This is a genomic window from Tardiphaga sp. 215_C5_N2_1 (assembly GCF_052076055.1).
In the GTDB taxonomy this organism is placed as follows: Bacteria; Pseudomonadota; Alphaproteobacteria; order Rhizobiales; family Xanthobacteraceae; genus Tardiphaga; species Tardiphaga robiniae.
The window spans coordinates 2106383-2120092 of sequence record NZ_CP197240.1; the positions used below are offsets into that span (position 1 = coordinate 2106383).

Consider the following 13710-nt stretch of genomic DNA (forward strand, 5'->3'; position numbering starts at 1 on the left):
AGTATTGAACAGACTTTCGCGGATCGGCCGGTCACAGCAGCCTTTGATAGTAAGAACCATCGAGACCAACCAATCAAGAATTGGCCTGACAGAGTTGAAGCAAAACGCGATTTCAGATAGTACTTTTAACTGTAGCGAAGTTGCGAGCGTTGCCCGTTAAGGGTAGACGCATGCCAGTGACCCGTAACGTTCTGACATCGAGGCGGTGGACGTTACGGCTGATACTACCACACCGAATTCGATCTTCCCTTGCGCAACTCTAAATCTCCCGCCGCAGAAACGCGCGGCATGTTCGGCCACGTCATGATTGCGTGGCCTTTTCTTCATAACGTGCGCGAACGCCATTCGCGCCGAAGGATGACTCATGGATTTTGACGACGACGATCAGCTCGACAGCGACAATGCCTCCGTGGACTTGCACGAAGGCGATCACAGCCACCGCATCAGAGGCAAAGCCGCTCTGAAAAAGCGGTACGGTCGGACCGTGGACGATGCGGCAACGGAACGCGAAACCGACATTAACCCGCTTGCCCATGTCTTCGAAGAAATCCCATCCACGACGACATCGGATTTGCCCAACCCTTTGGTTCGCAACGTCGATGACGACACCCGCAAGCAACAGGACGCGACAAGGTTAGCGTCGGCAAAGAGGGCATTTGACATGACACAGCTAAACGAACTCTGCGCAGTGCCAGCTACGCTACCTGTCCCCGCCAATGATAACTCGGTCGGTTTCAAGAACACGGAGTCATGGCCGCTTGAAGAGGCCATCAAACGCTCGGGCAAAGCTAATGCCCCGGAATTGCTGGGGACCGCCCATTTCGTCCGCGACGTGTATGATGCGACGTTTGCCGACCCGCTTGCGGACGCCATCCACCGCCCCGGTAAGATGTCCACACCTGACTTCGGCGTGCAGCGCAGTGCATCCGGCGAAGTCCTCTATGAACACGGCCGAACGCTGGACCGGAAAAGGAGAGCCTACGATGGCCGCCTATCGAAGCGAGGCAAACCCCGACCGTCCGCAAAGGATGGCGAGGAAGGTGCGATCAGGCACGACGGTTTTGCCCGCAGGGTAAAAAAGCCACCCGTGGACACCCCCTTTAACGCGATACACGACGACCTGTTTCCGCAACGGAAGATCGATGCGCAGAACGATCTGCGCGACATTCTTGCGGCAGTTGGTCCGCTTTGGGGGCCGCTGGTTGACGCTTGTTGCCACAACCTAACATTCGCGGAGATTGCCGCGAAGAAAGGTTACAAGCGTCCGGGCGAAGGTTCCGTATTGGTGTGGGAGGCATTGGAAGCCGCACATGCCGCAATCGAGGCAAAGCACACCGCAGCGAATTACCGGGAATACGTGAGCAATAGCGGCCTTCCGGTATCGCCCAAACGCGGCGTGCGGCTAGTTGCCTAGAGCGGCTTGCACGCCAAAAACGTCCCCACGGATTGAGAGTGAGGAGACACAATCGCGTCTCCTCACTCGGCTTGCACACCAAACCGCGCGCCGAGGATTGATAGTGAGGGGGCATGTTGCCCCTTCACCGCAACCAAGGAGTCTGCACTTAATGGTGTCAGCTATTACACGAGCGTTGGCCCTCTACACTGGAACGCCCCTAGAAAAGGTCGAAGGCATCGCGAACGCGCTGATTGCCTCCGGCGCATGGGATGAACCTGATCATCCACTAACTTACCTGCTTCTCGCAGTAATGGCAGAAGCGACGCCGAAGACCGCAACTTCCGTGGCTCGGCATTACTACCAACTTCCCGGCGATGGCGAGAACACGGTTGGCGAGCTTGTCGATGCGATGGTTGAAGTATTCCTCCGCAAAGAGCGCAGGCCACTTTCGCTATATGCCTATTGGTCGCGGATTGAAGTATTCACAAACGTCCCGGCTGTTCGCATTCACACGAAATGCCACGAAGGCGATTTTGAAACGTTGTATTACCGCGACGGTTGGGAGAACAGCGGCTCGCACCGATACTCAATCATGGCAGGCTCGACGCTGTTCGAAATCGTTGCCTATCTGTCGTTGAGCGCCGCCGTTGTCTGACAAGCGATTGTATCTCCCGCTCGCGGTCAAGTCGGCCGGTGCCGGACAGTTCAGCGCTTACGCCAGTACGTTCGACGACACCCCGGATTCTTATGGGGATGTGATCGCGTCTGGTGCATTCTCCGCTTCGATTGCCGAACACCGCGCGGCAGGAACTATGCCCGCGTTGCTATGGCATCACGACACGTCCGCTCCAATCGGCAAGATTACCAGCCTCTTCGAAGACGACAAAGGACTTCGCATAGATGGAGTTCTAGCCATCGGTTCATCGCTCGGCGATGACGCCTACGCCTTGATGAAGGTTGACGCTCTTTCGATGTCAATTGGGTACAGCGCGACCCGGTTCTCGCCAATGGGCAAGCGCGGTCGCCGCTTAGAAGCTATCAAGCTTTCAGAGGTCAGCGCTGTCGCTATGCCAGCCAACATCAACGCGAAGATTATCTCAGTCAAAAGCCGTGCCACGGATGCAGACCATATCCGTCGCGCTAATGCGGCCATCGCCGCCAACGTTCTATTTCACCAGATCATCGCGGCATCGCGAGAGATCGAGAATTCAATCTAAGGAATTGCACTTAATGCCCATGGCACACGAAGCCACTGACTTCGACGTTAACGACGCACTTGATACTCTGACCAAGACGACCACTTCCGCGTTCGACACGTTGACAACACGACTTGACAAGCTCGAAGCGAAAGCTCGTCGCCCCGCCGCCGCGAATGACAACTTTTATCCGGTCGCGGCAAACGACAATGAAGCGCCGACCGAAGCAAAGTCCTTCAACAGTTATCTGCGTCGCGGAGACAACGGCGTTGGCGCGGACGAAGCAAAAATGCTCCGAGCAGGCGTGGCGCCGCAGGGTGGCTATCTTGCTCCCAATGAATTCCGTACTGAATTCATCCGCGATCTGACGCTGTTCTCTCCGATCCGCGCGCTCGCGACAGTCAAGCAGACCTCGCACGGGTCCGTGACATTGCAGAAGCGTACCGGCATTACAAACGCAAAGTGGAAAGGTGAAATCGAGGCTCAGGAAGAAAGCGGCCCGTCATTCGGCCAGGTGGAGATCGTGGCCCGAGAACTGACGACATATGTTGACGTAAGCAATCAGCTATTGGCCGACGCGGTCGTGGACGTAGATGCGGAAGTTCGTCTGGCACTGGCGGAAGACTTTGGCCAGAAGGAGGGCTTGGCATTTGTTAAAGGCGATGGCGTGAGCCAGCCCGCCGGTATCATGTCCGACGCCAGCGTTAGCTACATCGCCAACGGCCACGCGACTAATCTGTCTGCCGATGCGCTTATCGGCTTGGTTTACTCGTTGCCGGCGTTCTACCGCAATCGCGGGACGTTCGTACTCAACGGCTCTACGCTGGCGGCCATTCGCAAGTTGAAAGACACAACGGGCCAGTATCTGTGGCAACCGGCCTATCAAGCGGGGCAGCCTGAGACTATTTTGGGCCGACCTGTGGCGGAAGCCGTGGATATGGACGACGTAGCGTCCGGGACATTCCCCGTTCTCTTCGGAGACATCGCGACAGCATATCGCATCGTAGATCGCACCGACCTGTCGGTCCTCGTTAATCCATACCTGCTGGCAACAAATTCGGTGACCCGTATGCATGCCAGCCGCCGCGTCGGCGGTGGCGTCGTTCAGGCCAATGCCGTTAAGAAGCTCAGAATGACAACCAGCTAACGGCTGCGTCCCGGCCAGCGTCACGGATGTAATGGCACTGGCCGGGGGGTGTCTCAATCTTCCCGGATGAGGGGCATGAGCCGGCCGAAGGCAAGAATCACACGAATCCGAAATGGAGATTCCGAACGGCATGAGCCGACCGAGAACACCTACCGCCGTGCTTCAACTGCGCGGCTCTTTCAAGACCCACCCAGAACGCGCAAAGGACCGCGCTGGCGAGCCGACGCCTAACGGCCCCATAGGGGCGCCGCCCAAGCACTTGGCCCCTGCCGAGGCTGCCGTGTTCGCGGAAATGGCAATCGAAGGTCATTGGCTAACGAGTGCCGATGCACTCATGGTTGAAGTCGCGGCTTGCCTCATGGCAAAGCAACGCGCCGGCACGATTGACAACCCTGCACGCTCGCTGCTGATCACGACGCTGACGCGGCTTGGGTTCGGGCCGACTGAACGGTCGAAGATCAAGGTGCCGGAGGCGCCGAAAGCCAATCCGTTCGAAGCATTTGCCTAGCTGGCGCATTCCGCCGGACGAAACTCCCCTTATTCTGTTGACGGCCTCCTGATCGCCTCGCTTTTACGTTGCGCCAAGCGCATCAAACACGGAAAACCGTGGCCGTTCGAAGGGGATTACCAATGGATATGGCGGACATCGCGCGAAGTATGAGCGCCCGAATGCCTTGGCCAGTCGGCTCGCGGATTCTGAACGTTGAAGATCTTCCTCGCGGTCACGGCTGGGAAAAGACGGTGGCTGGGCTAAGCGACCAGTCTGTAGACTTCTCCGGGAAAATAGATGCCGCCGCTGCGGCGCTTGTCGAACATTATCTTTGTGGTGAGAAACTAGTACGCTTTTACGAGATCGACGCAGGGAGCAACCCTGCGATTGCGCAGGCGTTGGAAGTGGCCACAATTCCCGACGGCCAGTTCAAGGACTCATACCCCGCTTACCTGAGCGAAGACGAACTCGCGTCAGCGTCGAACGATCCAACCCTGGTGGCGATTGAGAAGACAGAGTCCGGGACAGGGTTGGTATTTGCGTCTGCGCGCGTAATCGTCAAGCGCGAACCGCTCGACGACGCCGACCTGCCAGAAACGTTGGTGGACCAGTACGAAGAGATTTATGGGGTGCGGCAGATACGTTACCAAGCAATGGACATCATTTGGGTTCCGTCACACGGCAAGTACGTTGATGTGCGCGTGGACTATCCGAAGGATATGCAGCGCGACACGGGCGGGGCCGCGCAGACAATCTTACAGGCGAAATTCCACGAGATTGTTGGCAGCGGTTTTCTTGGCACTCCTATCAACCTATTTCCTTTGATCAACAAAATTTATCGCGCGCCCAAGGAGGGAAGTATCGTTGAATTGGCGTTCGGCACCACGACTGCTTCAATCAAGCATGAGAAGATGCGGCGCAAGGCATTGTGTCTTCGCGACGAGACTTACCATAAGGGCGGGAAGGCAGCGCTCGGCACACCAATAGAACCTTACCGACTTAGCGTCGTTTGGAAGCGACCGATCAGTGCCAAGCGGTTTTCTACTCCTGAACTCAGCTTGAACAGCAGCGCAATGGTCTCGGCCAGTGTCCAGCCGACTATGATCGACGCCGTTGTTAGAAACTGCATGGGGTATGACGACTTCGATTTCGTTAAAAGCCGCATGGAACACTATCTCTGAACGTGATACGTTTTGATAATGAGTGCAGAGCAAATACGCCGGGAGGTGCATAATCGATGGGGTAATGAACCCATCGTGTCCCTCTGCGACGCTATTCTTAATTACATGGAAAGTGTTCCGCGCGCCCAATTGGAAATGTTGACCTTCGCGTCGTTGCAGGCGGCGACCTCGAAAGAAGTGGTAGACGCCGACCTTTTGTTGGCGATTACTATACTATCAAGTTCATCCGTCGCAGCACTCGATGCACATGCAATGCTCGTTGACGAAGATAGTACCGAACACGAAATACCGTTGTCTGACCTGTCTGCGGCCCGTGCGGGCGGGCAACTTATACATCCAGAAACAGGCTACCCCGTCGAAGATTTTGAAACGAAGATTTTTCCCTTCTTCGTTCCGTCGGCCAAGTTCGACGCGGCTGCGCAATGAGCGACCAGCAATATTCAATGGCCACGCTGAAAGCCATGTTCGGCCACTCGACGCCGGACCGGATCAAGTTTGACCTGATTTTCTCCGCAACGCATGCCGAACGGTTGGCTTGCGTTAATGATGCAATCGATTGGGTCGTGCAAGAACACACGAAGACGAGGCAGCACCGCCAAGAACGCGGCGAAGACGCCCTGACAATCGACATTGTCACCGACCTCAAAGCCATGGGGTTTGATGCAAGTCATGACACTCAGTACGGCGGACATTGCGACATTGTGATTGAAAGCAAGGACAACTTCCTTTGGCTTGGAGAAGCGAAGGTTCACAGCGGCTACGATTGGCTGCTTAAAGGCTTCCAACAACTCGACACGCGGTATTCGACTGGTTTGCCCGGTCAAGACCATGGCGGCATGATCATTTACTTCTTCGGTCAAGACCTGCTCGGTGTGATGAATAAATGGGAGGAGTATCTGGTCGCTAAGCGCCCGGACGTGGCAGTCACAGCTTGCAACAAGAGTCCCTTAATCCGTAACTCCGTTCATGCTCATGAGCGCACTGGATTGCCGTTTCACGTGAGGCACACACCAATCAACTTGTATTTCAAGCCGAACGACTAACGAGCTGATCCAAAGCTAGGAATTGTCGGTGTGGCACGACTCGGTCGAGCGACGCGTACGACAGAGCGGTTGAGACTACTCACTCGTCTATCTATCGATAGCTAATGATGGCTTTGCTATCTAACTCGTTGGCGGGCAGTAATTTGTAATGCTTCTCATCAACAACGACCACAAGGTCGTCTTGGATTGTCAATTCGAACATCGCAATTCTGTCGTCTGCCATAAACTGCGCAGAAATGGCTCGGCATCGCATTCCTGGAAACTTCTTTTCCGCCCAAGTGATATCTTGCTTCGCCTGAACTACGGATATCTGATCTTTACCGCCCTTTGCTTGGACAGGTATCACGTAATGACAGCCATGCCGGTCGATGCCGACGTACAACTCGTCGATCTCGATTTGGCCGATCCCGGGCACCGTGGTGCGTAAGTGGTTTTGAAGGCTAAAAGTCGTCAGGCCGAGAAACGTGTCGATCAACCGATTGTAACGCACCACAGCCAGCAATGCTTGTTCGTCATCAACTTTGTAAGCCCGAATTATTTCAGGCGTGGCGTCTGGCACTCCTATCGTTGCCAATGCCGCATTGGGTAGTATTCTGTTTAACTTAACGAGAGCAAAGCGGTATTTCGCGCGACCGTTGCCCTCAATGATCCATTCCATCCCCTTCGAAGCCGTTGAAACGACGCTATCCGGCATCGGGTTGCGATATCGCAAAGCGTAGATGACATCGCCCAGATTTAAAGGAAGAATTATCTTGAGTTGCTTTGCGGCCGTCTCAAGGTCTTTTCTCTCCCATTCGATACTCTTAGCGCCCTTCTTGTACCCGTCAAAAAAGATCTTCTCGATTAGTTGCTTGTACCGGTTGGTTTCGTTGCCAAGAACAGGATCAGCCACCGACGGCCTCCAACGCGGCCAATCGAGCGACCTCTGTTTCGAACTGCGTACGCTTTTTAGCGCCGCTCTTTCGGTCTCGCTTCGTATTCGGTTTGCTGACCGAGAAATATTCGGCTGCCTCGCTCATCACCATTCCAAGCAGCGATGGATCACCTAACTCAACAACCCTGTTAGAACGGCGCGGCCGAATGCCGAGAGCCTTCAACACTTCGCTTGCAACGGCGCGCGCTAACGGCGGAGGAACAGCGTTTCCGATTTGGCGGGCGCCGTGCCACTTTGTGGCATGAAGGCGGAACCAGTCCGGGAACCCGTGTAACCGAGCCATTTCGCGCACTGTGATGCAACGAGGGTGCGCGTAATGGATAGGTCTCGGGCTGGTGAAAGCGCCTCTTGCGCCATCGGTCCCCGCACGCAACGTGTTGGATAGTCCTTTTGGACTGAGTTTAAAAAAGCGGCTGATCGGTTCAACGGACCCGGGAGGCGTGGCTGAAAAACGCGACTGCGAAATTTCGCTATGGCCTGTGCGAGCGCTCGATGTCATCAAGCTAGGCTCCCAGGCACGCATAAATCCGTAATGCCATGCGTCATTCGATTGGCAGCGCATTTCGGAAGCATAAAGGCTGGCCTTGCCGTACTTCGCCTTGACTGCGTCCCCGTCCTCTAACACCGCGAACTGGTCGGCATTCGGTAAGTCGCCAAGCGCGTCCTTGCAGCTCGGTCCAATGCGCAGCCCCAGTTCAGGCGTCTCGTCGGCCGCAAACGTCATTTTCTTGGGATAATTGGGTACCTTTGTTCCGCGCTTCGCGCCAAGTAAAATCAACCGCTCGCGATACTGCGGCACCCCGTAGTGCGCGGCGTTCAAAACCTGCCATTCTGTCCGAACATCATAGCCCGCATCCTGAAACGCGCTGATGATTTCGTTTAGAAACGTGCGCTGCTTTCCAACCGTAAGACCTTTGACGTTCTCGAAAACGAAAGCTCTCGCATCCAATTCGGAAACAATACGCACGAAGTCGAGAACGAGTTGGTTGCGTGGATCATCAAACGACCTATGGCCGATTAGCGAGAAACCTTGGCAAGGTGGACCGCCGAAAACCACATCGACGGGTGCGTCACCGATCCCGGCAGCACGACGAATATCCGCCCCTGTCACCTCTTGGACGGACCGGGGCAACACCGCACAATCGGGAAAGTTGAATTTGTGAACGGAACAATGAATGGGATCGATCTCCACGGCGGCACGCACGTCGAAGCCCGCCTGTTCGAAACCCAGACTCATTCCCCCCGCGCCAGCAAAGAGATCAATCCCGATTGGCCTAGCCATTTACGCCCTCAACTGTCCCGGTGGTCCTAGAAAAGCCTGTAAGGCCAGCCCAAGCGCTTCCATGCCTTTTAGATCGCATTGCCAAACGGTCAAAACGTCCCATCCTGCTTCGGTCAACAAAGCAGTTGTTCTGATATCTCTAGCCTGATTCGTTGAAATCTTCGGAAGCCAGTATTCGGCTCGCGACTTCGGGGGCCGACCTTTGCTGCAACCGTGGCCGTGCCAAAAGCAGCCATGAACGAATATAACCTTTTTCCGACTTGCAAAGACAATATCAGGCTTTCCAGGCAAGTTCTTGCGGTGAAGCCGAAATCGATAGCCAAGCTTGTGGAGAAGTTTCCGAACTTGCAGTTCCGGTCCAGTGTTGCGCGTGGCAACGCTTTTCATAATCCGACTTCGCTGTGCTTTCGTTCTCGTATCGACCATCTGCAACCGTTCCGGCGTCATGCCGATGACTGGGCACGCCATTGAGCGATTACGTAAGGACGCTAGGCAGTTCTCGAAACGCCACATGCGGCTGTTTTCCAACGCCGCCGTTATTCTCGACGTTGGGCTTCACCGCCCCCTGCCGCCGATACCCTGCCGACGCTGCGCGCAGCGCTTTCTCTAAATCGGCTTCCAGCAGTTCATTGGCACATAGCAGCGCTTTAACCGCGCCGCGCGCGTCCCCGCCGCACTGGGCGATGATCGACGAACAAGCGGCGTCATAGGCATCGACTTTGATTTGTGGCGCTGTGGACATGGCGGAATTCCCATTCTTCGGCTTGACCGGTCAGCCAGAATGTTCTCATTTTGTTCTCATGCCGTCAAGCGACAGACCAGACCCGAAAAGACGTTTTCCCCCACCTTGGCGGATCGAGCGGGACGGCGACGAACGCTTCTGCGTCCGGGACGCCAACGGCTTCTTGCTGGCGACGATCTACTGTCGGGACGACCTGCAACAGTGGTCATTCGGTCGCGACCATCTAAGCAGCGACGAGGCGCGCCGCATTGCAACAGCCATCGCTCGCTTGCCCGATCTCTTGATGCAGCGGCAAGGCTTTCGCCCGCGCGGGCGCGGCCATCCCAGATGGAAGCCGGATCGCCCGTATCACGTGGCCATCGCAGACATTTATCTGCGCGAACGATGGGACGAAATTAACGCGTTGTGCGCCCTCAACGGCATTCCCCTGGACGCGACGGGCGAACGCATTGAGCACGGTGGCCTATGGCGTGTGTATCAGTTCGCATTGCAGCTTCACGCCATTCAGTTTTGGGATAGGTTCGAAGGCCGCTGGTTGTGCGGTGAAGAGTTTGTCCATCCTGAGCGACCGAAGGACTTGCCGCCGATGAAAGAGCTTAAGGGATGGCCGGCGTTTGATCCGAAAAAGGCGCGAGGATAAAGTGGCGGCCAGATAATAGCCGAATGGACAATCCGGCTCGATCTATATCGCGCTTCATATGCAAAAATGGTGAGAGGCGACAAATGATCGATCAAGCTTGGCGAGCATTAATTGCCGCAGTGATTTTGATCCCTGCATCGCTTTCTCCGGCGAAAGCACAGGCTGGCCCCGACGCGGTCGGCTTTTATAAATCCTTAGAAGCAGATGGGCGCATCGAGTTCAATCGACTTGTCGCGAATGCGAACGCTGAGAAAGAAAAACGTGTTCGCGCGGGAAAGGTCATCGTCACGCCGACCAATGAACGCGCTGCTATGTCAGCAATGCGTATGATGATGTATAATAAGCTCGCAAGCATCGGCGTCTGTGCTGACCGTTTCACGGGTGAACGCGATATCAGCAGGGCCGGACAGGCCATTGCGAAATGTGCCGAAGAGCGAAATCAAGAGGCTGTGAAATGGTACAAGCTCACGGACTACATCGAAACGGTTGGTGAGAGTAAGATGACACGATGTGAAATGAAGGCTCGCGATTTCAAGAACGAGGTTCGTTTTCCTGCTTTCGACTTTTTGATAGACGACCGAAATCCGCCGCTGTTCGATTTTCGAATAATGAACGAGTGCATCATGAGCGGCATGTGAGGTGTAGAACCCCCATCATCAAACCAAGAACTTAGCCGCCGCTAACGGATCATACCACGGTCGGACACCCGCGCCCTTGATGGCTCTGCCATACTAAATTAGCGAAGGATCGACGATGAGCGACTATTGGGTCTACGAGAATTGGCACAGAAAGCGCGGCGCGATTCACCTCTCGCATTGTTCCTTCTGCAATGATGGCCGTGGTACGCAAAGCGTTGACAGCGGAGAGAATGGCAAATGGCACGGACCGTTCTCTCAAAACGAAGCGATTTTAGCATCGAAACACATGAGCGGTATCCAGCCGTGCAGAGTCTGTCACCCATTGGACGTTTCATGATCCGCAGCGCGACCGCGCTGCTGGTGTTACTCTTCGCCGCCGAAGTCCGGTCCGAAACGGTTGACGTGAAGTATCGCGGGCCGGTCGATCTTAAAGCCTTCGACTGTCGCGACACGCCGCGTAGCAGCTTCATCCAGCGTGTCTGTTACGACAAGCCGAAGGCTTATATGGTCATCAACCTTCGCGGCACGTATTATCACTATTGCGAGATGCCGTATCCGATCTTCGACGCACTGATGGCCGCGCCGTCTATGGGGCAGTTCTACAACGCACGCATCAAGGGTAGCGGCAACGACGGACCATACGATTGCCGAACGCATCGGGTGCCGGCGTATTGAACGAGCGGTGCATTCCCAATGATCTACGTTTATGTGGTCACTGGCTACTCAATGCAGCCGCATCACTTGTTGAACGAAAGCAGCCAAAATTTCGCGAGTCAAAAAGCGCGCATCCGTTATCTGACAAATGATATGAATTTGCCCATCTTCGGCTCGCGTTACAAAACCAACGGTGCCATCAAAGATCTGCAAGCCGAAGTACTGTCCATCTGTAACGGTTTCGATTCCGAAGGCGTCGTCAGATAGCAGTGGATCAAGCGCCAAGACGAATTTCCCTTGCTTCAACATCTCCATGAAGAATGGCTTTGCCACTGACATCACCGCAGCAGCGTTCGCTTCATTCGCGTCCAGCCCCGTCAGCCGATACTTCGCAACACGTTTTAAATTCATGATCACCTCCCATTTGAGGCGTTCATACGGGCGAAGAATATTTTTTTGCCATTGAACAACGGTTGAATGGACTACGCGTGAAAATATCCAACTGCTGAAGTGAGGATGTGCCAGCGCGCGCTACTAAATTTAAAATTGAACTACTTTTAGTAGCGATGGCAAGCGATACGGGCCGAAAGATTACGCGAGCTTTGCGAGCGCTATGGAGGCAACGAAGCGTATGAATGGCGTGAAGGCATGGCGCAGCCTTTAACGTACAGCCACTGTTTCAATTTTAACAACGTCTGATGCGGGGATTACAACAACTCTTTTTTCCACCATGAAAACCACATGGTGAGACAGCATCATTATGATTTTGGTTCTATCGAAAGTCGCGGACTTAGTTTTTATCTCATGCGAGTTCTCGCTCACATCCCGCGTATAGAACGCAAACGTTGCGGCGGTTAAACCGAGAAATACAGTAAGCATCGAGATATCGCTCCCGATAACGCTCCACTTACGCTGCGTCCAGTCTGCAAGATGCGAAGGGCCGACAAATGCAATGAATAGAAACAAGCCCCAAGATAGGGTCTTTGCAAGGTGATAAGAATAGAGCGGGCCGTTAGATGCGTAGTCGAGATAAAGCTCGCGGCCAGTTGTTAAGCCCCAAATGAGAATCATAAACCCGAAGATGAAATATCGAAATTTCGTTTTATCCGTATAGGCATCGTAAATGGACTGAATATACTGGAAAGCTGTTATGTAAATGCCGGATGCCAACGCTGTGCCGACGAGTGCCAACTTCGCCAAGTCGCTATATTCAATTATCCAGATCAAAGTCCAATCGAAAATCGATAGGTACGCCGACAGCATGATCATAGCGACGGCTGACGACAATCCCACGGTCAGTGCAGAGATCGCAACGAAGTACCTCGTTAAACTGTCTAACATCTAAGCGCTTCACCGATTGGCTTGCAGAAATTATTTAGACTGCTGGTTCGATCCGTTCGGCGACGTATTGCCCGGTGCCTTCGTCAAAGTGGGTCAGCTTCATTCGCAATATTTTTTGAGGAAAGCATTCTAGAATTGAGCGCGGTTCGGCCTTCGGGTCTTTGGGAATAGCGATGATGATGTGCAAAACACCGCCGCAATTTTCATGCGACCATTTGAGGTTTTCCAGCAGTTCAGTCCTACCGGCTTTTGGCATCGCCTTTTCGCCCGGACGTAACTTGCTCCGGTAAACTCGACCGCGATCTTCGAATTGATCTTGCCAGAAAGTCACCGAAACGACCTTCCCGTCAGGGCTGCGGCCAGACCAACTCCACCTTGGATTCTTCGGTACGGTCCCGAAAAATTCAAAGCATGCCTTGTGCGTCAACTTCCCCGCCACGTCCCCTCCAGACTAATCCACCCGATGGCGCCGAGGGGTGACACGACAAACACCCACAGCTCGAATGCGCACCATACATGAAAGGGAACCTAAAATTGAAACTGCCAACCCCAGCGAACGATAACCGACGGCCAATCAAGCTCCTGGCTTACGGCGACCTGCGCGCACGCGGCATAACGTACACATATCGTCACCTCTATAATTTGGAGGCACGCGGCAAATTTCCGATCCGAGTCGCGATAGGGGATAATCGAATTGGTTGGATCGAGGCCGAAATTGATAATTGGCTGCACGCTCGCGCAGCGTTGCGCTACGCCGCCTGACAAGCAACGCTTCCCATACGCTTCCCAAATTGCTTCGAACTGGAAAGCTGGGAAGCACTATCCAGCTAAGTTATTGAAATAAATGGTGGGGGAAGAAGGACTCGAACCTTCGAAGTCATAAGACGGCTGATTTACAGTCAGCTCCCTTTGCCACTCGGGACACTCCCCCGCCTGACGCCATCGGACCCAAGCCAACAAGACCTTGGCCCAACACGGCAGTCCCACCGAATAAGTGGCTGGACGGCCATGGATGACGTTAAAACG

19 protein-coding genes and 1 tRNA gene are annotated in these 13710 nt (G+C 54.5%); 12 read left to right on the top strand and 8 right to left on the bottom strand.

Going from position 1 to position 13710, the window contains the following annotated elements; all coding sequences use genetic code 11:
* Positions 1–364 precede the first annotated feature (364 nt).
* The 8 genes from AB7828_RS10070 to AB7828_RS10105 all read left to right on the top strand — a co-directional run bounded on the left by AB7828_RS10070 (position 365) and on the right by AB7828_RS10105 (position 6453).
* The gene (locus AB7828_RS10070; protein ID WP_441230057.1) at positions 365–1414 is read left to right on the top strand and encodes a hypothetical protein; all 1050 of its coding nucleotides are present in this window, start codon (positions 365–367) and stop codon (positions 1412–1414) included.
* Between the two features lie 151 nt (positions 1415–1565).
* Positions 1566–2051, top strand: coding sequence for a hypothetical protein (locus AB7828_RS10075; RefSeq protein WP_441230058.1), 486 nt, complete (start codon positions 1566–1568; stop codon positions 2049–2051).
* On the top strand, positions 2044–2613 hold the full coding sequence (locus AB7828_RS10080) for an HK97 family phage prohead protease (RefSeq protein WP_441230059.1): 570 nt from the start codon (positions 2044–2046) through the stop codon (positions 2611–2613). The genes AB7828_RS10075 and AB7828_RS10080 overlap by 8 nt, the downstream gene beginning before the upstream one ends.
* Before the next feature lie 13 nt (positions 2614–2626).
* Positions 2627–3739, top strand: a complete 1113-nt coding sequence (locus AB7828_RS10085) for a phage major capsid protein (RefSeq protein WP_441230060.1) — start codon at positions 2627–2629, stop codon at positions 3737–3739.
* Positions 3740–3851: 112 nt separating this feature from the next.
* A complete protein-coding gene (locus AB7828_RS10090; RefSeq protein WP_441230061.1) occupies positions 3852–4247 on the top strand; it encodes a hypothetical protein in 396 nt (131 codons plus the stop codon).
* Positions 4248–4369: 122 nt separating this feature from the next.
* Complete coding sequence (locus AB7828_RS10095; RefSeq protein WP_441230062.1) at positions 4370–5410, top strand: hypothetical protein; 1041 nt, start codon at positions 4370–4372, stop codon at positions 5408–5410.
* Positions 5411–5428: 18 nt separating this feature from the next.
* Positions 5429–5836 (top strand): hypothetical protein, encoded by a 408-nt coding sequence (locus AB7828_RS10100; protein WP_441230063.1) that lies wholly within the window; start codon positions 5429–5431, stop codon positions 5834–5836.
* A gap of 17 nt (positions 5837–5853) precedes the next feature.
* A complete protein-coding gene (locus AB7828_RS10105; protein WP_441230064.1) occupies positions 5854–6453 on the top strand; it encodes a hypothetical protein in 600 nt (199 codons plus the stop codon).
* 91 nt (positions 6454–6544) lie between these two features.
* On the opposite strand, the gene AB7828_RS10110 is transcribed toward AB7828_RS10105, so the two are convergent.
* The 4 genes from AB7828_RS10110 to AB7828_RS10125 are packed head-to-tail and all read right to left on the bottom strand — an operon-like array spanning position 6545 to position 9411.
* A complete protein-coding gene (locus AB7828_RS10110) occupies positions 6545–7345 on the bottom strand; it encodes an endonuclease (RefSeq protein WP_441230065.1) in 801 nt (266 codons plus the stop codon).
* Positions 7338–8669: a DNA cytosine methyltransferase gene (locus AB7828_RS10115; protein ID WP_441230066.1), complete on the bottom strand. Its 1332-nt coding sequence runs from the start codon at positions 8667–8669 to the stop codon at positions 7338–7340. Before AB7828_RS10115 ends, AB7828_RS10110 begins: the two co-directional genes overlap by 8 nt.
* Positions 8670–9182, bottom strand: coding sequence for a very short patch repair endonuclease (locus tag AB7828_RS10120; protein WP_441230067.1), 513 nt, complete (start codon positions 9180–9182; stop codon positions 8670–8672).
* Positions 9145–9411, bottom strand: coding sequence for a hypothetical protein (locus tag AB7828_RS10125; RefSeq protein WP_441230068.1), 267 nt, complete (start codon positions 9409–9411; stop codon positions 9145–9147). The genes AB7828_RS10120 and AB7828_RS10125 overlap by 38 nt, the downstream gene beginning before the upstream one ends.
* Here AB7828_RS10125 and AB7828_RS10130 point away from each other — a divergent pair.
* From AB7828_RS10130 to AB7828_RS10140, 3 genes are all read left to right on the top strand, one after another.
* The gene (locus tag AB7828_RS10130; protein ID WP_441230069.1) at positions 9410–10051 is read left to right on the top strand and encodes a hypothetical protein; all 642 of its coding nucleotides are present in this window, start codon (positions 9410–9412) and stop codon (positions 10049–10051) included. The two genes, AB7828_RS10125 and AB7828_RS10130, sit on opposite strands and share 2 nt — an antisense overlap.
* A gap of 83 nt (positions 10052–10134) precedes the next feature.
* Positions 10135–10689 carry a hypothetical protein gene (locus tag AB7828_RS10135; RefSeq protein WP_441230070.1) on the top strand — a complete coding sequence of 185 codons (555 nt, stop codon included), beginning with the start codon at positions 10135–10137 and terminating at the stop codon, positions 10687–10689.
* A gap of 237 nt (positions 10690–10926) precedes the next feature.
* Complete coding sequence (locus AB7828_RS10140) at positions 10927–11364, top strand: KTSC domain-containing protein (protein WP_441230071.1); 438 nt, start codon at positions 10927–10929, stop codon at positions 11362–11364.
* 48 nt (positions 11365–11412) lie between these two features.
* Here the strand turns inward: AB7828_RS10140 and AB7828_RS10145 are convergent, their stop codons facing one another.
* From AB7828_RS10145 to AB7828_RS10155, 3 genes are all read right to left on the bottom strand, one after another.
* Positions 11413–11754, bottom strand: coding sequence for a hypothetical protein (locus AB7828_RS10145; protein WP_441230072.1), 342 nt, complete (start codon positions 11752–11754; stop codon positions 11413–11415).
* Between the two features lie 249 nt (positions 11755–12003).
* Positions 12004–12684, bottom strand: a complete 681-nt coding sequence (locus tag AB7828_RS10150; protein WP_441230073.1) for a hypothetical protein — start codon at positions 12682–12684, stop codon at positions 12004–12006.
* A 34-nt stretch (positions 12685–12718) separates the two neighbouring features.
* Positions 12719–13123, bottom strand: coding sequence for a hypothetical protein (locus AB7828_RS10155; protein ID WP_441230074.1), 405 nt, complete (start codon positions 13121–13123; stop codon positions 12719–12721).
* A gap of 77 nt (positions 13124–13200) precedes the next feature.
* On the opposite strand from AB7828_RS10155, the gene AB7828_RS10160 reads away from it, so the two are divergent.
* Positions 13201–13446 carry a helix-turn-helix transcriptional regulator gene (locus AB7828_RS10160; protein WP_441230075.1) on the top strand — a complete coding sequence of 82 codons (246 nt, stop codon included), beginning with the start codon at positions 13201–13203 and terminating at the stop codon, positions 13444–13446.
* 83 nt (positions 13447–13529) lie between these two features.
* On the opposite strand, the gene AB7828_RS10165 is transcribed toward AB7828_RS10160, so the two are convergent.
* Positions 13530–13615 (bottom strand) — tRNA-Tyr (locus tag AB7828_RS10165).
* Positions 13616–13710 lie beyond the last annotated feature (95 nt).